The 23,003-nt window shown below is 37.7% G+C and carries 21 protein-coding genes and 2 pseudogenes; 5 read left to right on the plus strand and 18 right to left on the minus strand.

Annotated elements, in window-relative coordinates; all coding sequences use genetic code 11:
• Positions 1-5: 5 nt before the first annotated feature.
• Positions 6-269, minus strand: a complete 264-nt coding sequence (locus tag AT689_RS08315; protein WP_000146947.1) for a phosphocarrier protein HPr — start codon at positions 267-269, stop codon at positions 6-8.
• A 350-nt stretch (positions 270-619) separates the two neighbouring features.
• Between AT689_RS08315 and nrdH the strand changes: the two genes are divergently transcribed.
• The 4 genes from nrdH (at position 620) to AT689_RS08335 (ending at position 5,171) form a co-directional block, all read left to right on the plus strand.
• On the plus strand, positions 620-838 hold the full coding sequence (nrdH, locus tag AT689_RS08320; protein ID WP_000259249.1) for a glutaredoxin-like protein NrdH: 219 nt from the start codon (positions 620-622) through the stop codon (positions 836-838).
• An 80-nt stretch (positions 839-918) separates the two neighbouring features.
• The gene (gene nrdE, locus AT689_RS08325) at positions 919-3,078 is read left to right on the plus strand and encodes a class 1b ribonucleoside-diphosphate reductase subunit alpha (RefSeq protein ID WP_000523249.1); all 2,160 of its coding nucleotides are present in this window, start codon (positions 919-921) and stop codon (positions 3,076-3,078) included.
• 187 nt (positions 3,079-3,265) lie between these two features.
• Positions 3,266-4,228 carry a class 1b ribonucleoside-diphosphate reductase subunit beta gene (nrdF, locus tag AT689_RS08330; protein WP_000451369.1) on the plus strand — a complete coding sequence of 321 codons (963 nt, stop codon included), beginning with the start codon at positions 3,266-3,268 and terminating at the stop codon, positions 4,226-4,228.
• A 181-nt stretch (positions 4,229-4,409) separates the two neighbouring features.
• Complete coding sequence (locus AT689_RS08335) at positions 4,410-5,171, plus strand: DeoR/GlpR family DNA-binding transcription regulator (protein ID WP_000917601.1); 762 nt, start codon at positions 4,410-4,412, stop codon at positions 5,169-5,171.
• 278 nt (positions 5,172-5,449) lie between these two features.
• Here AT689_RS08335 and AT689_RS11935 read toward each other — a convergent pair whose 3' ends face one another.
• The 16 genes and pseudogenes from AT689_RS11935 to AT689_RS08415 form a co-directional block, all read right to left on the minus strand.
• Positions 5,450-5,629, minus strand: coding sequence for a DUF3884 family protein (locus AT689_RS11935; protein WP_001812958.1), 180 nt, complete (start codon positions 5,627-5,629; stop codon positions 5,450-5,452).
• Positions 5,630-5,751: 122 nt separating this feature from the next.
• The gene (lacG, locus tag AT689_RS08340; protein WP_000169278.1) at positions 5,752-7,158 is read right to left on the minus strand and encodes a 6-phospho-beta-galactosidase; all 1,407 of its coding nucleotides are present in this window, start codon (positions 7,156-7,158) and stop codon (positions 5,752-5,754) included.
• Between the two features lie 214 nt (positions 7,159-7,372).
• The gene (locus AT689_RS08345) at positions 7,373-9,067 is read right to left on the minus strand and encodes a lactose-specific PTS transporter subunit EIIC (protein ID WP_000359338.1); all 1,695 of its coding nucleotides are present in this window, start codon (positions 9,065-9,067) and stop codon (positions 7,373-7,375) included.
• A 1-nt stretch (position 9,068) separates the two neighbouring features.
• Entirely contained in the window at positions 9,069-9,386 is a 318-nt protein-coding gene (locus tag AT689_RS08350; protein ID WP_001078331.1) for a PTS lactose/cellobiose transporter subunit IIA, read from the minus strand.
• Between the two features lie 35 nt (positions 9,387-9,421).
• On the minus strand, positions 9,422-10,258 hold the full coding sequence (locus AT689_RS08355; RefSeq protein WP_000285699.1) for a PRD domain-containing protein: 837 nt from the start codon (positions 10,256-10,258) through the stop codon (positions 9,422-9,424).
• A gap of 397 nt (positions 10,259-10,655) precedes the next feature.
• Positions 10,656-11,273, minus strand: coding sequence for a hypothetical protein (locus AT689_RS08360; protein ID WP_000201671.1), 618 nt, complete (start codon positions 11,271-11,273; stop codon positions 10,656-10,658).
• Between the two features lie 258 nt (positions 11,274-11,531).
• Entirely contained in the window at positions 11,532-12,512 is a 981-nt protein-coding gene (lacD, locus tag AT689_RS08365; protein WP_001229115.1) for a tagatose-bisphosphate aldolase, read from the minus strand.
• Position 12,513: 1 nt separating this feature from the next.
• Positions 12,514-13,443 (minus strand): tagatose-6-phosphate kinase, encoded by a 930-nt coding sequence (locus AT689_RS08370; protein ID WP_000604278.1) that lies wholly within the window; start codon positions 13,441-13,443, stop codon positions 12,514-12,516.
• Between the two features lie 10 nt (positions 13,444-13,453).
• Entirely contained in the window at positions 13,454-13,969 is a 516-nt protein-coding gene (lacB, locus tag AT689_RS08375) for a galactose-6-phosphate isomerase subunit LacB (protein ID WP_001216915.1), read from the minus strand.
• Between the two features lie 30 nt (positions 13,970-13,999).
• Positions 14,000-14,425: a galactose-6-phosphate isomerase subunit LacA gene (gene lacA, locus AT689_RS08380; protein ID WP_000029272.1), complete on the minus strand. Its 426-nt coding sequence runs from the start codon at positions 14,423-14,425 to the stop codon at positions 14,000-14,002.
• Positions 14,426-14,582: 157 nt separating this feature from the next.
• Positions 14,583-15,080 (minus strand): annotated as a pseudogene (locus tag AT689_RS08385) (aldose epimerase family protein); the annotation flags it as partial.
• Between the two features lie 15 nt (positions 15,081-15,095).
• Positions 15,096-15,901: pseudogene (locus AT689_RS11940) on the minus strand (IS5 family transposase).
• A 378-nt stretch (positions 15,902-16,279) separates the two neighbouring features.
• A complete protein-coding gene (locus AT689_RS08400) occupies positions 16,280-17,140 on the minus strand; it encodes a methionyl aminopeptidase (RefSeq protein WP_000631545.1) in 861 nt (286 codons plus the stop codon).
• 15 nt (positions 17,141-17,155) lie between these two features.
• Positions 17,156-18,433, minus strand: coding sequence for a CBS-HotDog domain-containing transcription factor SpxR (gene spxR / locus AT689_RS08405; protein ID WP_000033823.1), 1,278 nt, complete (start codon positions 18,431-18,433; stop codon positions 17,156-17,158).
• Entirely contained in the window at positions 18,426-18,977 is a 552-nt protein-coding gene (locus tag AT689_RS08410; protein WP_001028733.1) for a GNAT family N-acetyltransferase, read from the minus strand. Before AT689_RS08410 ends, spxR begins: the two co-directional genes overlap by 8 nt.
• 15 nt (positions 18,978-18,992) lie before the next feature.
• Positions 18,993-20,252, minus strand: coding sequence for a UDP-N-acetylglucosamine 1-carboxyvinyltransferase (locus tag AT689_RS08415; protein ID WP_001227083.1), 1,260 nt, complete (start codon positions 20,250-20,252; stop codon positions 18,993-18,995).
• A gap of 1,307 nt (positions 20,253-21,559) precedes the next feature.
• On the opposite strand from AT689_RS08415, the gene AT689_RS08420 reads away from it, so the two are divergent.
• Complete coding sequence (locus tag AT689_RS08420) at positions 21,560-22,789, plus strand: ISL3 family transposase (protein ID WP_000436532.1); 1,230 nt, start codon at positions 21,560-21,562, stop codon at positions 22,787-22,789.
• Positions 22,790-22,838: 49 nt separating this feature from the next.
• Here AT689_RS08420 and AT689_RS08425 read toward each other — a convergent pair whose 3' ends face one another.
• Entirely contained in the window at positions 22,839-22,997 is a 159-nt protein-coding gene (locus tag AT689_RS08425) for a hypothetical protein (protein WP_001808548.1), read from the minus strand.
• Positions 22,998-23,003: the final 6 nt, after the last annotated feature.

The raw sequence follows: 23,003 nt of genomic DNA on the forward strand, positions 1-23,003 counted from the left end.
TTCCCTTATGCCAATCCTTCTTTTTCCATTGTTTCTGAGATTGCAGCGATAGCGTCATCTGCATCTGCACCTTCAGCTGAGATAGTTACGTCAGCACCTTGACCAACACCAAGACTCATAACACCCATAATTGATTTAAGGTTAACTGATTTACCTTTGTACTCAAGAGTGATATCTGAAGCAAATTTGCTAGCAGTTTGTACCAACAATGTTGCTGGACGTGCGTGAATACCTGTTTCTGCCACTACGTGGAAATCTTTAGAAGCCATAGTTTGACTCTCCTTTTGTTCTTTCTTTTTTTGAGTTATATGTGATAACCCTTACAATTTAGTATTATACCATCTTCTAGGATTTTTTTCAAGCATTTTCTGGATTTTCCTTCAATTTCCTTTCAGATAACTTGCTGAAAATCTTCTATCCTAGATAACAAAACACAGGATATAGTTTCTTTAAAAACAATTTATAGGATAATCATTGCTATTTCACAATACAAACACTATATATTGTGTTTATATATAAAAACAACAAAAGAACACCACTATATTTAGTTCAAATCATTGACAAAATTTTATTTTCTGATATACTAAGATAGTATTAAATTTTGAAGAGGAGTTACACAATGGTAACCGTTTATTCTAAAAACAATTGTGTCCAATGTAAAATGACCAAGCGTTTCTTGGACAGTAATAATGTCTCTTATCGTGAAATCAATCTTGATGAGCAACCTGAGTACGTCGATCAAGTTAAAGAGCTCGGTTTTAGCGCAGCTCCTGTTATCCAAACACCAACTGAAGTCTTTTCAGGTTTCCAACCAGGAAAACTGAAACAATTAGCATAATCTTAGTACATCATCCAGAAGAAACTGCTTTTAGGGCTAACTTAGAAGCCTTTCTTTTGTAATTAGATAAGGGAAATTTTATGGGATTAAAACATCTTGAAGACGTGACTTACTTCCGTCTTAATAACGAAATTAACCGTCCTGTTAATGGACAAATCATGCTTCATAAAGATAAGGAAGCCTTGGATGCTTTCTTTAAAGAAAATGTAGTTCCAAACACTATGGTTTTTGATTCAATCAAAGACAAAATCAATTACCTCATTGAACACAACTACATCGAAACAGCCTTTATCAAGAAATACCGTCCAGAGTTCTTGGAAGAATTGGCTCAATTTATCAAAGACCAAAACTTCCAATTCAAGTCATTCATGGCAGCTTATAAATTTTACAATCAATATGCCTTAAAGACTAATGACGGTGAATACTATCTTGAAAATATGGAAGACCGTGTCTTCTTCAACGCCCTTTATTTCGCTGATGGGAATGAAGCTGTTGCAATCGATATTGCCAATGAAATCATCCACCAACGCTACCAACCTGCTACTCCTTCCTTCTTGAATGCTGGACGTGCTCGTCGTGGGGAGTTGGTATCTTGTTTCCTAATCCAAGTGACGGATGATATGAACTCTATCGGACGTTCTATCAACTCAGCTCTTCAACTTTCACGTATTGGTGGTGGTGTGGGAATTACCCTCAGCAACCTTCGTGAAGCTGGTGCACCTATCAAAGGCTATGAAGGAGCTGCTTCAGGTGTCGTTCCTGTTATGAAGCTTTTTGAAGACAGCTTCTCTTACTCCAACCAATTGGGGCAACGTCAAGGTGCTGGTGTTGTCTACCTCAACGTCTTTCACCCAGATATCATCGCTTTCCTTTCAACTAAGAAAGAAAACGCTGATGAAAAAGTACGTGTCAAGACTCTATCACTTGGTGTTGTAGTACCTGATAAATTCTACGAATTGGCTCGTAAAAATGAAGAAATGTACCTCTTCAGCCCTTACTCTGTAGAAAAAGAATACGGTGTGCCATTCAATTACATCGACATTACTGAAAAATACGATGAATTGGTCGCAAATCCAAATATTCGCAAGACAAAAATCAAGGCGCGGGATTTGGAAACTGAAATCTCTAAATTGCAACAAGAGTCTGGCTATCCTTATGTAGTCAACATCGATACGGCTAACCGTGCAAATCCTGTTGATGGAAAGATTATCATGAGTAACTTGTGTTCTGAGATTCTTCAAGTTCAAGAACCAAGCTTGATCAACGATGCTCAAGAATTCCTTCAAATGGGAACAGATGTTTCATGTAATCTGGGTTCAACCAACGTGGTTAACATGATGACTTCACCTGATTTTGGTCGTTCTATCCGTGCTATGGTTCGTGCCCTTACTTTCGTTACAGATAGTTCACATATCGTAGCTGTACCAACGATTGACCATGGAAATAGCCAAGCCCACACCTTTGGTCTCGGTGCCATGGGACTGCACAGCTACCTTGCCCAACAACTCATTGAATATGGTTCACCTGAGTCTGTTGAATTTACAAGCATCTACTTTATGCTTATGAACTACTGGACCTTGGTAGAGTCAAACAATATTGCGCGTGAACGTGGTATTACCTTCCACAACTTTGAAAAATCAGACTATGCTAACGGAAGTTACTTTGACAAGTATGTAACTGGTGAATTTGTTCCAACATCAGACCGTGTTAAAGAACTCTTCAAAAATGTTTTTATCCCTGGTGTTGCTGATTGGGCTGAACTTCGCGACAAGGTTCAAGAAGATGGTCTTTACCACCAAAATCGCCTTGCTGTAGCGCCAAATGGTTCTATCAGCTATATCAACGACGTTTCTGCTTCTATCCACCCGATTACGCAACGTATCGAAGAACGCCAAGAGAAGAAAATTGGTAAAATCTACTACCCTGCTGCTGGCTTGTCTACAGAAACCATTCCTTACTACACTTCTGCCTACGATATGGATATGCGTAAAGTCATCGATGTTTACGCTGCTGCGACTGAACACGTGGATCAAGGACTTTCACTCACCCTCTTCATGCGCAGTGACATTCCAAAAGGCCTTTACGAATGGAAGAGGGAAAATAAACAAACGACACGTGATTTGTCCATCCTTCGTAACTATGCCTTTAACAAGGGAATCAAGTCTATCTACTACGTCCGTACCTTTACAGATGACGGTGGAGAAGTCGGCGCCAACCAATGTGAAAGCTGTGTGATTTAGTTTCTAGCATAGAAACATTATTTTTCCCTAAGCAGCACTGATAAAATCAAATCTACTATGTCATAACATAATTTATGTAACATTTTAAAAGTCGGGCTTCCGACTTTTTGTGCGATACTCCTATAGAATTATGGTAAAGTAGAAATAATTGTGAGTTCGCAATACTAAACACAGAAAGAGATTTTAAATGGAAACTTACTACAAAGCCATTAACTGGAATGCCATCGAAGATGTCATCGACAAATCAACTTGGGAAAAACTGACGGAGCAATTTTGGCTCGATACACGTATTCCCTTATCAAACGACTTGGATGACTGGAGAAAGCTATCTAACAAAGAGAAAGACTTGGTCGGAAAAGTTTTTGGTGGTTTAACCCTTCTTGACACTATGCAATCTGAAACTGGGGTTCAAGCCCTTCGCGCAGACATCCGTACACCACATGAGGAAGCTGTTTTCAATAACATCCAATTTATGGAATCTGTCCACGCTAAATCTTACTCATCAATCTTTTCTACCTTGAATACTAAGGCTGAGATTGAAGAAATTTTCGAATGGACCAATACCAATCCTTACCTACAAAAGAAGGCTGAGATTGTCAACGAAATCTACCTAAACGGCAGCCCACTTGAAAAGAAAGTTGCCAGCGTCTTCCTCGAAACCTTCCTCTTCTACTCTGGTTTCTTCACTCCCCTCTACTATCTCGGTAACAACAAACTAGCCAACGTTGCAGAAATCATTAAATTGATTATTCGTGACGAGTCTGTTCACGGAACCTACATTGGTTACAAATTCCAACTTGGTTTCAATGAATTGCCTGAAGAAGAGCAAGAAAAACTCAAAGAATGGATGTACGACCTACTCTATACTCTTTATGAAAATGAAGAAGGCTACACAGAGAGTCTTTATGACGGTGTTGGTTGGACTGAAGAGGTTAAAACCTTCCTTCGCTACAATGCCAATAAAGCTCTCATGAACATGGGACAAGATCCACTTTTCCCAGATTCAGCTGAAGATGTCAACCCAATCGTTATGAACGGTATTTCAACAGGAACTTCCAACCATGACTTCTTCTCTCAAGTCGGAAATGGTTACCTTCTTGGCGAAGTTGAAGCCATGCAAGACGATGACTATAACTACGGTTTAGACTAATTCTCCATCACTCTCAATCATCAAAAAGTAAACTAGAAACATCAAAGTTATAACCCAACAAAAATATCGAAAGTTTTGAAAACAAACTTCGATATTTTTGTTTTTGTTTCATTTTGTTGTTTTTGTATTTGAATGATGAGTTTGTTTATGGTAAGATAGTAGTAGGAAACGAGGTGATAATATGCTCAAACAAGAAAAATTAACCAAAATTTTAGAGATAGTAAATAGTAAAGGAACCATAACAGTTAAACAGATTATGGACGAAATAGCCGTTTCAGATATGACTGCAAGGCGCTATTTACAGGAATTAGCTGATAAAGATTTGCTGATTCGTGTGCATGGTGGAGCTGAAAAACTTCGAACCAACTCCCTTTTGACTAATGAGCGATCAAATATTGAAAAACAAGCCCTCCAAACGGCAGAAAAACAAGAAATAGCCCATTTTGCAGGCAGTCTAGTAGAAGAAAGAGAAACTATTTTCATTGGACCAGGAACAACATTAGAGTTTTTTGCGCGTGAGTTGCCTATTGACAATATCCGCGTCGTAACCAACAGTCTACCTGTTTTTCTGATTTTAAGCGAACGAAAATTAACAGATTTGATTTTAATAGGTGGAAATTATCGCGATATTACAGGTGCTTTTGTTGGTACATTGACCCTACAAAATCTCTCTAATCTCCAATTTTCTAAAGCTTTCGTTAGCTGTAATGGTATTCAAAACGGAGCTCTAGCTACTTTTAGCGAGGAAGAGGGAGAGGCTCAACGCATCGCTTTAAATAATTCTAATAAAAAATATTTACTCGCAGATCATAGCAAGTTCAATAAGTTTGATTTTTATACTTTTTATAATGTATCAAATCTTGATACTATTGTTTCAGATTCTAAACTAAGTGATTCAATCCTTTTTAAGCTATCTAAACACATTAAAGTCATCAAGCCTTAATAAACTGAAAGAGCCTGGGTAACAACTCAATTTCAGAAGAAAAAAAGTAAATCTTCCCACAATAAAACGCATAATATCAGGTGTTGAAACACCTGATACTATGCGTTTTTCTATATCAAAGACTTTTTGCCCAATTCCTCAAAGCTATGCATTGAGAAATCTGCGACTCGCTTCCTAGTTTAAAGTTGCTCTTTGATTTTCATTGAGTATAAGCAACGTGATTAGATAAGAGTTTTACAGAGTACTAAATATAAGATTTAACTTTTTTGAGAAATTGGTTACGATTGTTGAAACGGCATAAAATCTGAATCAAAGGAGATAGTATCCCATTCTTCAGGATTGATAAAATTTAAAAATAGATTTTTAAATTCTTCCAGCTCATCATCTGAATGACAAATCCATTCTTTACCAGTCGAGACATACCATTTTCCAAGACTTTTCAATTCTTCACTCGTCAAACACGGTATTTGAGAGCATTTTTCGAAATTTATAATATAAACTTTTTTTCATAAATAGATTGGATAAAATCTTTGAACATCTTTTTGACTCACTAAAATTCTATATCTAATGACTAATTCTACTAGTCTATAATCTGAGTTTCCGCTACTTTCTTATACCAGTGAGCTGATTTCTTAGGATAACGTTCTTGAGTTTCAAAATCTACGTAGAAGAGACCGTAACGTTTTTCATAACCGTTTGACCATGAGAAGACATCCATTAATGACCAAATGAAGTAACCTTTTACATTAGCTCCATCTGCAATCGCATCAGACAAGATCTCCAAGTGTTGTTTCACGTAATCAATACGACCATCATCGTAAACAGTGTTATCAACGAACTCATCTTTATAGCCGAGACCATTTTCAGTGATGTAAATCTTCTTGTAGTTAGGATAATCTTTCTTCACACGTATGATTTGGTCATACAAACCTTGAGGGTAGATAATCCAATCCCAATCCATGCGTGGTACATAGTCAGGAGCTACACGACGACCAACACCTTTGATTTGATACTTAGAGCTTCCTTTTTCACCTTTACCATTATGGATAATTTCAGTTTCTCCATCAAAGGCTTCCATCCAGTCACTCATATAGTAGTTGATTCCTAGGAAGTCGTTCAAGTCTTTTGCAGCTTCTAATGCTGTGAAATCTTCTTCACGAAGATCCAAGCTACCACCATTGACTGATAAGATATGGTTGACACCTTCCATGGTTTCAGATGAATAGCGACCTAGATAAGTTGCGTCTAAGATGAATTTATTGTGGATGATATCTTCCAACTCAGCTGCACGAACATCTGCTGGATTTTCAGGATCTAGAGGATATTTAGTAGGCAGGGCGTGAACAACACCAATTTCCCCTTTATAGCCTTTCTCTTTGTACAATTTTACCGCGCGTGCATGAGACACCATCATATTGTGGTGTGATTGAAAGACTTTGGCAAGGTCGTACTGGATACCTGGAGGGAATTTCCCAACCAAATATTGACCATCACCGATTGGTCCAATTTCATTAAAGGTTGTCCAATAGTTTACTTCTGAAAATTCTTCAAAACAGAAGGCAGCGTAGTCTACAAAATGTTCGATATTTTCACGGTTTAAGAAGTCTCCATTTGAGTGGAGAGCTTCTGGCGTGTCAAAGTGATGAAGAGTTACAAAAGGCTCAACATGACGTTTGTGACACTCTGCAAATAAATTATGATAAAACTCAACACCTTTAGCATTTACTTGGCCGTAACCAGTCGGGAAAATACGTGACCAAGCAATAGAAATTCGAATACCATTGACACCATACTCTTCTGCTAGCTTGAGGTCAACTGGATATCGATTGTAAAAATCACTAGCTGGTTCGGCAGTGTACCAGTAGTTATCCTCAAGATATTTATCCCAAGCAACTGGTCCTTTTCCATCAGTATGTGTAGCACCTTCTGCTTGATAAGCAGCTGTTGCGCCACCGAAAATAAAGTCTTTTGGAAGTGTTTTTGTCATTTTTTTCACCTATTTCTTGATTTAAATAAAGTAAAAGTGAGAGGAGAGGAGTCAGTGAGCCATGCTTCTCCATCTCACTTCTTGTACCAAGTCACTGAATTGTGACATGAGGAGGTAAAAACGATATCTTTTTACCGACGAATTAATAAGGCGATTAGGAAATTCGCCATAGCGATTTCCGTAACGATGGGAGACTGTTTCACAGTTCCTAGCCTTAATCGAATTGCTCTTGTACGAATGCTAGGGCACCTTTTCCATCACGAGTTAATTTGATGTATTGAGCGCCTTCTGTCTTAGCAAGTTTAATACCGAGCTTATCTGTTTCTGCCTTCATATCTTCAAAGTTTGAAGCAACTTGAGGAGCAAGGATAACCAAATCAAACTCTGGCAACATTTCACGGTGAGCACCATAGCCGCCTGCTGCTGCTTTCACAGGGACATTGTATTCTGCTGCTGCCTTATTCAAAGCATTTGCAAGGAGTCCACTTGTACCTCCACCAGCACAGAGAACGAGGACATTTGTTTCTTCAGTGATGGTATTTTGTGCTGCATCGACACCCGCTTTTTCAAGAATAGCATCCGCTTTTGCAGTGTTGAAGTTTGCAGCAACTTTTTCTTTCAATTCAGATGAAGAGTTTCCTTTCCGTTCTTCTTCTAAAATTTGATGGTCATAAACTTTAACAAATGGATAATAGATTAAAGTGTCGATAATGATTAAAGTTATAGCCAAGACGAATGACAATGGAGCCAGCGCCGTTCCCATAACAATACCAATTGGAGCAGGTGTTGTCCAAGGTAAAATAATACTGAAACTATTCATTTGTAGAACATCTACAAAAAATTTCATAATCCAAACATTGATAATAGGAGCAGTAACAAACGGAATAAAGAAGATAGGATTTAAAACAATTGGAGCACCAAATAGGATTGGTTCATTTACGCCAAAGAAAGTAGGAACTACAGACGCACGTCCGACAATTCTATTTCTTTTTGATTTACATAACCACATAAACATAAATGGAACTACTAGTGTTGCACCAGTACCACCCATTGTTACAACAAAAGTTTGAGTAACTGGATTTAAAATTTTATCTGCGTGCATACCAGCTTGCACAAGCTGAACATTAGCTTCTATATTTGCATAACTGATAGCTACAATTAAAGGTTCTACAACAGATGGCCCATGAATTCCAACAAACCAAAAGAAAGCATAAGCACCAAATACAATAGCTAAACCGATATAACCATCAGTAGCTGAAAATAGAGGGGCTAATATTTTACCAACAGATTCTGCTACATTTGTACCAAAAATATTTCTAACAATTAAATCCAATCCATATATTGAAAGAACAGATAAGGCAAACGGAATAACATCTTTAAAAACTTGTGCAATATTTGGTGGAACCTCTTCAGGAAGTCTAATGGTTACATTATTTTTAATACATACTTTATAGATATTTACTGTAATAAAAGCTGCCAAAAATGCAGTAAGTAATCCTCTAGTACCTAAAAGACCATTAGCAAATCCACCTTCAATTGGATCAGCTGCCAGTATTAACAATCCAACAACAGCTGCTAAAAAAGTTGACATGTAGTTGATTTGGTTGGTTTTCTCCATACTACGTGTATTAACTGAATCTGTTAACGATTTTGCAGTTGTCCCAGCTACTAAGAGAGCTAAAATTCCCATTGAGTAGTTGTAAGGTTTCAAAATAAAAGCTAACTGTTCATCAGACCATTTAAACCCAAAAATATTGGGCACAGCAGCTATTAGTATAAAAATACTTGAGAATAATACTGCTGGCATACTGGAAATAAAACCATCTTTTATCGCTCTTAAGTATATATTTCTCGATAATTTCTCAAAGAAAGGCTTTCCTTTCTCAATAAAAATTATTAACTTATCCATTTTATTTAACTCCTCTCTTGTAAAGTTCAATTAAATGGTGCATTAGGTCTTTTAACAAGATAGTTGTCATCAAGTGATCTTGACCATGCATCATGGTCACACTATACGCTAAGTCCTCACCAGAAGCTTCCTTAGTCAATAGACTTGTTTGCGCGTGGTGAGCCTCTGCAATACAGCTACCAGCTTCCTCTACCAGAGCGTCCGCTTTTTCAAAATCACCAGCTTCAGCAGCCTTCAAGGCTTCCAATAGTTTTGAACGAGCATCGCCAGCATAGGCTACGATTTCAAAACCTAACAATGTTACTTCTTCTCTATTCATGATAGAATTCTCCTTATATAGTTTTAAATAAATTTTTATGACAATAAACGTTGGATATGTAGAACTAGATAAACTCGTTCACTTTTATACAAATCAAGACCCGTATGTTGCGTAATCACATCATAGATCTTGGAACCAATCTCGAAGGCTTTTGGATAGGATTGTTTAATATGATCTTCCATATCCAGAAGTGATTGGTTATCATCTCTAGATCTGTCTAAATAATCCAAGAAATAATTCAAATGGATCATAAAGCGATCATAGAAATGGTTATTCTTTTTAGTTCGTTGAATTGCATAGTCCGTTAAAACTTCTTCAACATTCCTGAGAATTTCTTTCCTCTTATCAATCGACTCCACAAGTTCCACTTCATTTTCACCTTCAGCATTAATGAAATGATAAGCAATCCGAATAATTTCGTCCTCAGGAAAATGATCTGCTAGCTTCTGACGGTAAATTTCAAAAGCTTCATTTGCGATTTGAAAAGCGACAGGATACTTAGCGGAAATATCTGGCAGATTACTATCCTTGTACCTTCCTTGAGTTAGAGCTTGATAAGAACAGTAAATATGATCTGTCAAGGTTACATAGAGATACTCTTGAATCGGATAATGATATTTCTTTGATAGCTTATCAATGATTTCATAGGTCACTGTGATAAAATCAAGCGGAACATCTTTGAGAAGAGCCATAAAGTTTTCTCTGGACTCTTCGGTCTTCATCCGAAAGATTTTCTCAACCTGATTTTCAGCAATCAAATCCCCCTTCCTTTTTCCGAATGCAATCCCCTTACCAATTATAATCACCTCTTCTCCCTTATCATTTCTGACAAGCGAGACATTGTGATTCATTGGATTTAGAATTCGATACATGTCAACCTCCTTTTATATCTTAAAGGTATATGAGTACAAAAAATGACCACAAATGAACTAGAAAATCAGCTGATTTCTAATTCACCTGTGATCATGCCTAATATTACTTAGTAACACTCACCTTGTATTAACTTGTGATTTAAGTATAGCACAAGTCGGTTGTTTTGTAAACCTTTACATACAACTTTTTTTAAAACTTAACTATGTTCTAAAATTCATCAAACAGAGGCTCTGTTTTTATTTATTTTTGTAAATCAAAACAAAAACAGGAAGACAGAAAAATAAAAAAGTAGCTACATTTTTAAAATTCATTAAGTCTAATAAACAAAGAACACAAGAAACTATAAAACAAAATACAGTTATTTTTTTAAAAGAATGATTCATAAAGAAATAACCTCTAAGGTAAATCTATGGTGTAAACAAGGTTCACAAACGGCACTTCTACTGTAGCTACAGCAACTGTCCAATAATTTTCTACAGCAGTTTTTACAGCCCAGCCAATCGCACCACTTATTACAGCAACAAATCCAGATGTAACAGGATTAACCGCAAATTGTTTCAAATGCCATCCAGCATATCCAGTAGCGAAAGCTCCAGCAGCCCAGCCACCCATCCCCCTCACTTGAGGACCAAGATTGAAACGAAAACCTACAGGACCTCTTTCGTAAACGTTGGGCAACTCTTTTACAGCTTCATACATCAAACTTGCTTCTTGTACAGAAATACCAATATTTTTTGCTAACTCTTCAGGAGTGCCTTTTAAATTTATATTTCCAAATTTATCTACATAAAAATAATCTTCCAAAATTTGACCAGCATTTACAATATCTTCTGAAACCGAAACATTATAAAATTTATTCCCATCAACATTCAAAACAATATCATTTGCTTTATCTACTGTAGTTAGGGCACTATCTGCAAATACAGAACCACTAAGCATAGGTAAGGCTGATGAGAATATTGAAACAATACCTAGTCCTACAACTAACGCTTTAAAACTCTTTTTAGTAGCCATTTATCTTCTCCTTTTATAGAACAATGAATGAAATGTGCATCTAAATATAGTTTATTCTGGCAATATTGTTTCCGTATTTTTCCTTCCTAGCTCGTAAAATAAACTATATCCTATTTTTATTATACTTCATATAGTTATTTTCTAATTCATATTAACTTGTGATCTAAGTATAGCACAAGTAAGTTATTTTGTAAACCCTTACATGTAGCTTTTTTAAATTTTTTTTTAGATTCATGTTCCTAAACCGGAAGGGCTTTCTTACACTCGTTCTTTCCATGAAGTCGCTGTTGTTTGAAGAACTTTATTGAGTTCGTCAATGTTTTCAAATCCAGTTGTGCGAAGCCATTCGCGTGCTGCTTCTTCACCATCTTTGATGTAAGCTTCAACCGATCCAGCCCATGTAGCACGGCCACAAAGAACTCCGTTAAAGTTTGCACCTGATTCGTGAGCAAATACAAGAGTATCTTGGAAGAGTTTAGCTGATACACCAGCACTCAAGTAGATGTATGGCAAGTTAGTTGCTTCATCTTGAGCTTTGAAGAAGGCTGCTGCTTCTTCACGTGTATAAACTACTTCACCTTCAGCAAAACCTTCAACATATTTAATGTTAACAGGAACTTCAACTTTCAAGACATCAATGTTAAAGCGTGGGTCTGAGAAGACTTTCATAGCACCGATAACTTTGTGTGGTTTTACTTTAGCGTATTCTACAGAACCAGCGTCAGCAATTTTTTCATCGTAAGCAAGGATTTCAAGGAAGAATGGGATATCTTCAGCCACACACTCAGAACCGATACGCTCGATATAAGCTTGTTTTTCTTGGTTGAGTTCGTCTGAACTATCTACATCATAGTAAAGCAAGAATTTAACTGCATCTGCACCCTCTTCTTTAATACGTTTTGCAGACCAAACATCCAAGCAGTCTGGCAAGCGTTTTGTACTTGTTGTGTCATAACCTGTTTTTTCATAAGCAAGGAGAAGACCAGCTTTTTCATCAAGAGCTTTAGTTGCTGGAAGTCCATACTCAGGGTCAAGAAGCATTGATGAAGCGTATTTAGTCAATTCATCTGCTACCAAGACTTTCAGTTCTTCCATTTGAGCCACAGTTGGTTCTTCTGTTTGGTGTTGAGCCATGAGGCGTTTCAAAGCACCACGTTGGTCAAATGCAAGAGCTGAGATGATACCATTTTCATCAGAAAGTTTTTCTAAGCGTGCACGTTTTTGTTCTGTTAAAGCCATTTTATACCTCTTTTACTATTAATTGATCATATAGAGCTTGATAGTTGGCCATGTTGACATGACCAGTCATTTTTTCTTGAGCATTGAGCATACCAAGGACATTTGCCTTGATGAGTAATGCTGCATCCGATTCTTTGTGAAGAAGTCCTGAAGAAATCCCTGCCACAGTAGAATCTCCAGATCCAACAGGATTTACCACCTGAATTCTAGGAATATCTACCTTGTAGAAAGTGTCACCATGTTTGGCAAAGGCACCGTTGGCACCAAGCGAAACGATAATCCATTCAATCCCTGCAAACAAAGGTTCTTGAAGGACTTCTTTTAATTCATCCAAATCTTCAGAAACTTCTCTTCCAAGAAGCTGAGATAATTCCTCATTATTTGGTTTGATGACTGTTGGTTTATGTGGTGATTCAAGAACCGCCTGAAGTGCTGCACCAGAGCAGTCCAAGACAACAGGCTTGCTAGCTTGATTAGCAAGTTCTACCAAGCTGGCGTAGTAATCAACTGGAAGGCCAGCTGGCAGACTACCTGAGATAGCTACTACTTCAACTGACTCCAAGAGTTTTTTGAAATGTTCCAAAAAGTCTTGACCTTCCTGTTCCAATACCTCGGGACCTTTTTCAAGAACTTCTGTTTGGTTATCTCCATGAAGAATAGCGATACAGTTCCGAGTTTCTCCCTGAATTGAGAAGAAATCTTTCTTTACTTGATTATCGATATGTTCAACCAAAAACTCACCAAGTTTGCCACCTACTAAACCAGTAGCAAGAACAGAATCGCCAAATTCTGAAAGTACGCGTGTAACATTGAGCCCCTTACCACCAGCCGTTTTGGTTACATCTACCACACGATTGACAGTATCAATCTTCAACTCATCCAAGGGATAGGAAATATCAATGGATGGGTTCATTGTGACTGTTAAAATCATAGGTCACCTCTTAGTCGTGGTATTCTCCGCGATCCCATTTTTCAAGGAATTCAGTGAAGAAGTTTGCATCTGTTTGTTGAGCATTGTGTGTTTCAACATGTTCAATTTTCGCAATCAATTTTTTGTTTTCTTCAGATGGTTTGTATTCAGCATGGATGAAAGCTTCGATGATATCGCACATGAGCAATTCACCAGTAATCTTACCACCAAAACCGATAACGTTGGCGTTCAATTGTTCTTTAGCATAAAGGGCTGTTGTCATATCACGAACCAAGGCAGAACGAACACCTGGAACTTTATTTACAGCGTTGTTGATACCAACACCAGTACCACAGATACATACCCCGAGATCAGCTTGACCACTAGTTACTGCTTCCCCTACTTTTTTACCAAAGATTGGGTAGTGAGTACGTGTATGGTCATAGGTACCAAAGTCAATGACTTCATATCCTTTTGATTTCAAAAATTCTGAAACCGCCATTTTTTCATCTGTTACGATGTGGTCACATCCAATTGCAATTCTCATTTTTAACTTACCTTTCTTACTATAATCTAATTAGCCCATTTTGTTCAACATGTCAACCCGGATTTGGTGACGACCACCGTCGTATTTACCATTAACAAATCCTTTAGCGATGTTTTTAGCCAATTCATCACCAACAAGTTGTGCCCCCATAGTGATCATACGTGAGTTGTTGTGGCCACGAGTCATATAAGCTGAACGTTCGTCAGATACTTCTGCAGCAACCATTCCTTTGATCTTAGTTGCAACCATAAATGGACCAGCTCCATAAGCATCAATCACGATACCAAGGTTTTGTTCTTCTTTGTTTACTTCTGCAGCAACAGCGAGAGTCACATCAACAAAGTCTTGACCTTCAGCTGTAACATCCACAAGGTGGAAGTTTTCTTTTTCTAAGAAGTCTTTCACAACTTCTTTCAATCTCAAACCTGCAGCATCTGCACCGATAACAATAGACATATTGTATACTCCTTTTTATTTTTTCTATGCTGGATTCCAGCAGTGTATTGGCTGTCTTTAAAAAAACAGTCAATTAGTCCTCACAAACATAATATACTACTATTGTTTGAAGAAGTCAATAGTTTGTGTTTGTTTTTGTTATTTATTTTTTGCTTTTTTATAAAACTTCTATCTCAAACCCTAATTCTTCAACCTGATTGGCTTCTAAGAGACAAACATTCTTCTTATCTTCTAAATGATCTCCTTCTTCAAGGAATGTTGACAAGCCAGACCATGGTTCAAAGGTAATGAAAGGTCCCTTGTTCAAAGTTGACCAGATGATGAGGTTTGGAAATTCTGCAAAATGCACTTTCAATCCCTTATCATGTTTAAGAGAACGAAGGGCAATTGTTCGAGATTGCAATTCATCCAAAGTCACTGCATCTGTGCTGAAAAGATCATAACTAAGATCTATTTCTTTTTGTCCCTCTAGCCATGGACTTCTATCTTGGAAATCCAACATACCTGTTTCTGGGAAAAGACGTGGAACAGAGCAAATCTCTTCTTTCTCAAACTCTAGATAATAATCTTCATAGACTTCATCATCAAGTAGAGGACAATTAAATCCTGGATGTCCACCAATAAAGTAAGGCCTGACCTTGCTAGTTTCTTTATTAGACTTCCTGCAAAACTAGAATCCTAGTTCATGATTGATAATGCCAGCAATCAAATTCATTCGTAATCCGAAGCGTTTACGATGATTTCGATAGGTTGTTGAAAACATTTTAAACGTTTTTACTTTGGCAAAGATGTTCTCAACCTTGCTTCTCTCCTTGGATAGCGCATGGTTACAGGCTTTATCTTCAGCTGTTAGCGGCTTGAGTTTGCTGGATTTACGTGGAGTTTGTGCTTGAGGATATATCTTCATGAGCCCTTGATAACCACTGTCAGCCAAGATTTTACCAGCTTGTCCGATATTTCTGCGACTCATTTTGAACAACTTCATATCATAACAAATAGTTCACAGCGATATCCAAAGAAACAATTCTCCCTTGACTTGTGACAATCGCTTGAGCCTTCATAGCGTGGCATTTCTTTTTACCAGAATCATTCGCTAATTCTTTTTTTAGGGCGATTGATTTGTACTTCCGTCGCATCAATCATTACCGTGTCCTCAGAGCTGAGAGGAGTTCTTGAAATCGTAACACCACTTTGAACAAGAGTTACTTCAACCCATTGGCTCCGACGGATAAAGTTGCTTTCGTGGATACCAAAATCAGCCGCAATTTGTTCATAAGTTCGATATTCTCGCACATATTGAAGAGTAGCCATAAGAAGGTCTTCTAGGCTTAATTTAGGTTTTCGTCCACCTTTTGCGTGTTTAAGTTGATAAGCTGTTTTTAATACAGCTAACATCTCTTCAAAAGTCGTGCGTTGAACACCAACAAGACGCTTAAATCGTGCATCAGTTAGTTGTTTACTTGCTTCATCATTCATAGAACTACTATACCATGTTTTGTTTCGCAGGAAGTCTAATCTAAAAAAGGTAAATTTAAGATTGGCAATACGAACATTAAACAGAATTCCATTTCTCTTTTTAGAATCAAAACGACAATATTGTGGAATCTCTACAGGAACAATAGACTGCGACACTAAAATATCCTCCCTTAGTTTTACTTTACTAATAGTATATAGGAGGAGAGCCCTGAATCCTAGACCCTTTGTTATGATGCGCTTACAAACAGAGTTGGAAAAAATCTTAAAAGCAGAAAAACGCATGATATCAGCCCCTAACACTTGATACAATGCGTTTTATTATGAAAAGATCTACTGGATTTTTTCATAATAAACTTCCAGTAGTCTTTTCACTTTTTATTAATAAGTTCCTTCTTCACCTTGGCTAGTCAAGATAACAGGTCCATCTTTCGTAATGACAAATTGGTGTTCATACTGACATGACAATCCACCGTCAATGGTCTTATGCGCCCAACTAGTTTTCATATCTGTATCAATTTCCCAATCGCCTGTATTGATCATTGGTTCAATGGTTAAGACCATTCCTTCACGAAGACGGAGTCCACGACCTGCAATACCATAGTTAGGAACCATTGGTTCTTCGTGCATAGTTGGGCCAACACCATGACCAACCAAATCACGCACTACACCGTAACCACGACTTTCAGCGTATTCTTGAATAGCCGCACCGATATCACCGATACGATTTCCAACAACAGCTTGCTCAATACCCTTGTACATAGCTTCTTTGGTTACATCCATCAAGTTTTTGACTTCTTCGGACGGTGTACCAACAGCATAAGCCCAACATGAGTCTGCTAAACCACCAGAATAGCTCTGAGTGTATTTTTTCATTTGTTCAACATTGTTGAAGTTTAATTTTGAGACATTTAGGTCAGATTTAGCAATGGGACCTCCCAAAACCATATCAACTTTGAGCAAATCACCATCTTTCAAGATATAATGACGAGGGAAAGCGTGAGCCACTTCATCGTTAAGAGAGCAACAGGTAGCATAAGGATAGTCCATCATGGCACCGTCAACCCCAATCTGAAGTGGAAGGAAATTTTCTTCTTTACAACGACGGCGGACATATTCTTCAACTTCCCACATATCTACGCCAGGCTTAATCAAATCACGCAAGCCAATATGGATACTTGCTAAAAAATCACCGGCCTTATCCATAGCTTCGATTTCACGAGCTGATTTTAATGTTATCATTTTTTCTCCTAGTTTCTAATTAATTTTAACGGTTACATTTGCTTTTGAAACAATCTGATGACCATGATAAATATCGTAATCAATAATAGCTGACCGTCTCGTATGATGGATAATGCGTGCTTGAATGCGCAGTATATCATCTATCTGAACAGCCTGCAAAAAGTAGATTAGCATCTGCTCGATAATGAGATTGCGACCACTATTAACAACCAAATCTTGGGTCATATGGGTCAGAATTTCTGCCAATACACCATTAGCCAAAACACCGTTCTTCTCAAGCATAAAGGGTTCCACTGTAATCACTACTTCATCATGGTGGTAAGAAAGTTTTTGACCAATCTGCTCAGAAAAAGTAGGTAGAGCCGAAACTTGGGAACGACTCATCTTCTCCATGACATCTCGTCGTGTCACAACTCCAAGCAAGGTTTGATTATTCCGAACAACTGGTACCATTTCAAAGTCTTCAGCAATCATCCGTTGACTCACATTGGCAATATTTGTTGATAATCCAACAAAAAATAAACTACGAGACATGACCTTATCAATTGTCGTGCTTGGTGATTTATCACCAGCGTCTCTCATGGTTACAATTCCAACAACAACCTGATGTTGATTAATAACAGGGAAACGACTGCTACGATTCTTACGTACCAAGTCCAAATAATCTTTAACAGTGTCAGTCTCTCTTAGAAATCCATATTCGTGACAAGGGCGATAAAGTTTCTCAACTGTCAAAATATCTGTTTTAATTTGAACATTTGACAAGGCTTTATTGATCATGGTCGCGACAGTGAAAGTATCATGCTTGCTTCTCAGAACAGGAATCCCTTTTTGATTAGCCAGTTTTAGCACATCATCATGGACCTGAAATCCACCTGTAACTAGAACTGCATTTTCATTTTCCAAGGCTAGCAACTGAATACGGGTTCGGTCTCCGACAATCAAGAGCCCCCCATCATGAAGGTAAGACAAGATATTTTGTTCAGTCATGGCACCAATTGAAAACTTACTAAATTCTCTCTCTAAACCTTCTTGCCCAGCCAGAACCTCAGAAGAAGTCACTTCTGCAATTTCAGCAAACGTTAATCTCTCTATAGCAACTTTCTGGGATTTAACACGAATTGTTCCACTTCTAGGACGGGTCTCCACAATTCCACGGTTTTCAGCTTCTTTAATAGCCCGATAGGCTGTTCCATCACTAACTCCTAGATGATTCGAAATGCTACGAACACTGACCCTTTTACCTACTGGTAATTCCTCCAAATAGCTTAGAATTTCCTGATGCTTACTCATTGAACTCTCCTTTTACATACCGAAATTCAAGATAATCCCGCATTTTTCTTGTGTAACGATCACTTCCCTTAAACTGACGGAACAAACTAAATCCAGACTTAAGAGCAACTCTTTGGCTAGCTTCATTTTCAAGGTGGGTAATGATAGATAATTGTTTTAAGCCAAATTCCTCAAAAGAAAGCTGACAAATTTTTCTAACAACCTCTGTCATAAATCCTTGCGACCAAGCATCTTTTCTCAAAAAATAGCCAAGCTCAGCTTCTTTTTTGATTTCATCTAACTTCTCAAATTTAATAGAACCAATCATTTGTTGATTTTTCTGGTCACAAATTGCCCACACTCCCAAAGGGGACTTCATAAAGTAATTGGCCAGTGCATATTGACTTTCTTCCAGACTTGCCTGCGTTGGGAAAATAAATTGAAGATTTTCTGGATTTGAAGCTATCTCGCGGAAGTCCTGACTATCACTAAAAAAGAAAGGACGCAAATACAAGCGATCCGTTTCAAAAAAAGAAAACATTGCTAATTTGGTCCAAATATTCATAAACACCTCTACGGTTTAATCCTCAACAAGTCTAATATCCGCTCCTAAATTACGTAATTTTTCGATAATATCAGAATAACCACGTAAGATAAACTCGATATTGGTAATTTCAGTTTTACCTTCAGCCATAAGCCCAGCAATGACTAGTGCAGCCCCAGCTCTTAAGTCGGTCGCTTTAACACTGGCCCCACGTAAATCACGTCCACCCGTGTACAAAATATGACCATTTGTTGTCGAAATATCCGCATCCATCTTTGCTAGTTCAAAAACATGATTTACACGTTTTTCGTAAATCGTATCGACAATTGTACCACGACCATTCGCTCTTAGTAAAAGAGGGGTAAGCGGTTGTTGCAAATCAGTTGCAAAGCCTGGGTAAGGAGCTGTCTTAATATTGATTGCTTTCAAATTAGACTGTTCCTCGACAAAAATGCTGTCTTCAGATACAGTCATTCTCACTCCCATTTCTTCCAACTTAGCAATAAACCCTTCCAGGTGTTCGTAAAGAACATTATTTATACGAATTCCTTTACCAACTGCAGCAGCTAAAGATATATATGTTCCAGCTTCAATGCGGTCTGGAATCACCTGATGACGTGTCCCATGTAATCTTTCAACACCATCAATAATGATGATATTAGTTCCTGCCCCACGGATATGGGCACCCATATTATTCAAGAGAGTAGCTACATCAATAATCTCAGGTTCACGGGCTGCATTTTCAATAATAGTACGACCATTTGCTTTAACCGCAGCAATCATCGTATTAATCGTTGCTCCCACACTAACCGTATCCATGTAAATACTTGCACCATGAAGTCCTGTATCTTTAGCAGATAACTTCATGTTATCTCCCTCGTAGCTAGCAGTGGCACCCATAGCTTCAAACGCCTTAAGGTGTAAGTCAATCGGACGAGGACCAAGATCACATCCTCCCGGTAGACCAACTGTCGCTTCACCAAAACGGCCTAAGAGGCTCCCATAAAAATAGTAAGATGCACGAAGACTGTTAATTTTACCATAAGGCATTGGAATATTTTGAACACCTCTTGGGTCAATCTCCAATACATCGTCATAACGCTTAACAGTAGCTCCCATCAATTCCATGATTTCGACAAGACTGGCTACATCCGAAATATCTGGAACACAATCCAAAGTCACCACATCATCAGCCAATATAATAGCTGGAATTAAGGCCACAACACTATTTTTAGCACCACTAATAGTAATTTCACCTTGCAGTGGTAATCCACCATTGATAACAATTTTTCTCATTCTAAGTTTTCAATACTCTTTCAAGATTTCTAATAAGGTCTTCAAAATAAAGTATATCATAAATTTATCCTTTTTTCCATCCTTTTCAATTTTATTGGATAAATCAGAGTTGACGAGTTAGTAACTGAATTACTAATACTCAATAAAAATCAAAGATCAAACTAGGAAACTAGCCGCAGGTTGCTCAAAACACTGTTTTGAGGTTGTAGATGGAACTGACGTAGTCAGTATCCTACACGTACGGCAAGGCGATATTGACGTGATTTGAAGAGATTTTCGAAGAGTATAATCTTTCTCGAATCGCTATTGCCCCTTTTTTATCCCCTGAAACCGAGTAGGAGCTAAGACTAGATCTCTTATCTAAATATCGGAATACGGCTGTTCAACTAAATTTTAGCAAGAACTTCTCTCCCTTCTCTCAGTTCACAGAAGCGTTTTATACATACCGTCCTATATTTCATGAACAAGACGTTTTCAGGCTAGCATCCTATCAGACAATCTATTTTAAAGATAACCGTGACTCAGGATCACTTCTATCTGTCGTTTTCTCTTTATAGTGATAGACCTCACGGGATAAGTCGTACATCTTTTCTCGTGTATACAAGATATGAGGACGTTAAAAGGTTACAGTGAAAATAGAAAATCTTAGTACGAATTCAATTACTCTCGTGATTTACGCATATAGGTTACGACTACCTTTTTGGACTTTAGAATTTGAGGCCCTCTTATCCGCTATATACGCCTTATTATCACGTTCCTGTTCGTAGAGCCACGATTTCGCTATCCCTTCTTCTGACGATTCTTATTTCCAGCGTCAGACTTAAAACGGTCTATCCCCAGACCATTTTAATCCGCTACCTCACGATAGTCAGGCTTGGGAATCACTATTTGACTCGCCGAGAACTTTGACATCAGATATACTATAACAAATTGAAATAAGAATAAAACAATTTAATTTTGAAATTCAAATCAATTTATAGCAATATAGTTGATTGAAACTAGAATAGTACACCTCTGCTTCTAAAACATTGTTAGAAATCGATTTTACTGTCCTGATCGATTTGTCCTGTTCTCATTTCATTTTACTATATTTTAGAAGATATGCTGTGCTATTCCAGATTCAGTTCGCTATACATGCCCGTCGTACCACAAAATCCTGTGTCTGATGAGGCACGGGATTTTTGGCTCTATAATATTTGTAGTGGGTAAATCCCCTATAGATATTATGGAGCCTATTTTTGTGTAGAAAAAAAGTCCCATATGACCTATAATGAAAAGCGACAAAACAACTCATTAGAAAGAATCATATGGAACAATTACATTTTATCACAAAATTACTAGACATTAAAGACCCTAATATCCAGATTTTAGACATCATCAATAAGGATACACACAAGGAAATCATCGCCAAACTGGACTATGAAGCTCCATCTTGTCCTGAGTGCGGAAGTCAAATGAAGAAATATGACTTTCAAAAACCTTCTAAAATTCCTTATCTTGAAACAACTGGTATGCCTACTAGAATTCTCCTTAGAAAGCGTCGTTTCAAGTGCTATCATTGTTCTAAAATGATGGTCGCTGAAACTTCTATCGTCAAGAAGAATCACCAAATCCCTCGTATCATCAACCAAAAGATTGCTCAAAAGTTAATTGAAAAGATTTCTATGACTGATATTGCCCATCAGCTTTCCATCTCAACTTCAACTGTTATTCGTAAGCTCAATGATTTTCACTTTAAACATGATTTTTCTTGTCTTCCTGAGATTATGTCTTGGGATGAGTATGCTTTTACAAAGGGAAAGATGAGCTTCATTGCGCAAGATTTTAACAATCTCAATATCATCACTGTTCTTGAGGGAAGAACACAAGCTATCATTCGAAATCACTTTCTTCGCTACGATAGAGTTGTCCGATGTCGCGTCAAAATTATTACTATGGATATGTTTAGCCCTTACTATGGCTTGGCTAAACAGCTTCGCTTTCACATTGTACAACATCTTAGCCGTGCTATGAGTCGTGTGCGTGTTCAAATCATGAATCAGTTTCATCGAAAATTCCATGAATACAAGGCTATCAAGCGCTACTGGAAGCTCATACAACAGGATAGCCGTAAACTGAGTGATAAGCGATTTTATCGTCCTACTTTTCGTATACATTTAACCAATAAAGAGATTTTAGACAAGCTTTTGAGCTATTCACAAGACTTGAAACATCACTATCAGCTCTATCAACTCTTGCTTTTTCACTTCCAGAATAAGGAACCAGAGAAATTTTTCGGGCTTATTGAGGACAATCTTAAGCAGGTTCATCCTATTTTTCAGACTGTCTTTAAAACCTTCCTCAAAGATAAAGAAAAGATTGTCAACGCCCTTCAACTACACTATTCTAATGCCAAACTGGAAGCGACCAATAATCTCATCAAACTTATCAAGCGCAATGCCTTTGGTTTTCGAAACTTTGAAAACTTCAAAAAACGGATTTTTATCGCTCTGAATATCAAAAAAGAAAGGACAAAATTTGTCCTTTCTCGAGCTTAGCTGACTTCAACCCACTACAATTGACAAAGAGCCGGATTTTTTAGCTTCTTTACTGAGATGGATTTTCCTTTTTAGTTCGTGCCAATCTCAAGGCACGATTTGGATTGAGACGATTAAATAGTTCTTCCAATTTCTTTTCATTCCAAACGTCTGCGGCGGAAACAAAATTACCATCCGCATCTCGGAAAGATATCGGTTTATCTCCCATACCAGT

The sequence above is a fragment of the Streptococcus pneumoniae genome (assembly GCF_001457635.1).
Classification (GTDB): Bacteria; Bacillota; Bacilli; order Lactobacillales; family Streptococcaceae; genus Streptococcus; species Streptococcus pneumoniae.

Excerpts from the sequence above, each read along its gene's own strand:
- AT689_RS08315 (WP_000146947.1), bottom strand. The coding sequence starts at position 269 with ATGGCTTCTAAAGATTTCCACGTAGTGGCAGAAACAGGTATTCACGCA.
- nrdH (WP_000259249.1), top strand. The coding sequence starts at position 620 with ATGGTAACCGTTTATTCTAAAAACAATTGTGTCCAATGTAAAATGACC.
- nrdE (WP_000523249.1), top strand. The coding sequence starts at position 919 with ATGGGATTAAAACATCTTGAAGACGTGACTTACTTCCGTCTTAATAAC.
- nrdF (WP_000451369.1), top strand. The coding sequence starts at position 3,266 with ATGGAAACTTACTACAAAGCCATTAACTGGAATGCCATCGAAGATGTC.
- AT689_RS08335 (WP_000917601.1), top strand. The coding sequence starts at position 4,410 with ATGCTCAAACAAGAAAAATTAACCAAAATTTTAGAGATAGTAAATAGT.
- lacG (WP_000169278.1), bottom strand. The coding sequence starts at position 7,158 with ATGACAAAAACACTTCCAAAAGACTTTATTTTCGGTGGCGCAACAGCT.
- AT689_RS08345 (WP_000359338.1), bottom strand. The coding sequence starts at position 9,067 with ATGGATAAGTTAATAATTTTTATTGAGAAAGGAAAGCCTTTCTTTGAG.
- AT689_RS08350 (WP_001078331.1), bottom strand. The coding sequence starts at position 9,386 with ATGAATAGAGAAGAAGTAACATTGTTAGGTTTTGAAATCGTAGCCTAT.
- AT689_RS08355 (WP_000285699.1), bottom strand. The coding sequence starts at position 10,258 with ATGTATCGAATTCTAAATCCAATGAATCACAATGTCTCGCTTGTCAGA.
- AT689_RS08360 (WP_000201671.1), bottom strand. The coding sequence starts at position 11,273 with ATGGCTACTAAAAAGAGTTTTAAAGCGTTAGTTGTAGGACTAGGTATT.
- lacD (WP_001229115.1), bottom strand. The coding sequence starts at position 12,512 with ATGGCTTTAACAGAACAAAAACGTGCACGCTTAGAAAAACTTTCTGAT.
- AT689_RS08370 (WP_000604278.1), bottom strand. The coding sequence starts at position 13,443 with ATGATTTTAACAGTCACAATGAACCCATCCATTGATATTTCCTATCCC.
- lacB (WP_001216915.1), bottom strand. The coding sequence starts at position 13,969 with ATGAGAATTGCAATTGGATGTGACCACATCGTAACAGATGAAAAAATG.
- lacA (WP_000029272.1), bottom strand. The coding sequence starts at position 14,425 with ATGTCTATTGTTATCGGTGCAGATGCTGCAGGTTTGAGATTGAAAGAA.
- AT689_RS08400 (WP_000631545.1), bottom strand. The coding sequence starts at position 17,140 with ATGATAACATTAAAATCAGCTCGTGAAATCGAAGCTATGGATAAGGCC.
- spxR (WP_000033823.1), bottom strand. The coding sequence starts at position 18,433 with ATGAGTAAGCATCAGGAAATTCTAAGCTATTTGGAGGAATTACCAGTA.
- AT689_RS08410 (WP_001028733.1), bottom strand. The coding sequence starts at position 18,977 with ATGAATATTTGGACCAAATTAGCAATGTTTTCTTTTTTTGAAACGGAT.
- AT689_RS08415 (WP_001227083.1), bottom strand. The coding sequence starts at position 20,252 with ATGAGAAAAATTGTTATCAATGGTGGATTACCACTGCAAGGTGAAATT.
- AT689_RS08420 (WP_000436532.1), top strand. The coding sequence starts at position 21,560 with ATGGAACAATTACATTTTATCACAAAATTACTAGACATTAAAGACCCT.
- AT689_RS08425 (WP_001808548.1), bottom strand. The coding sequence starts at position 22,997 with ATGGGAGATAAACCGATATCTTTCCGAGATGCGGATGGTAATTTTGTT.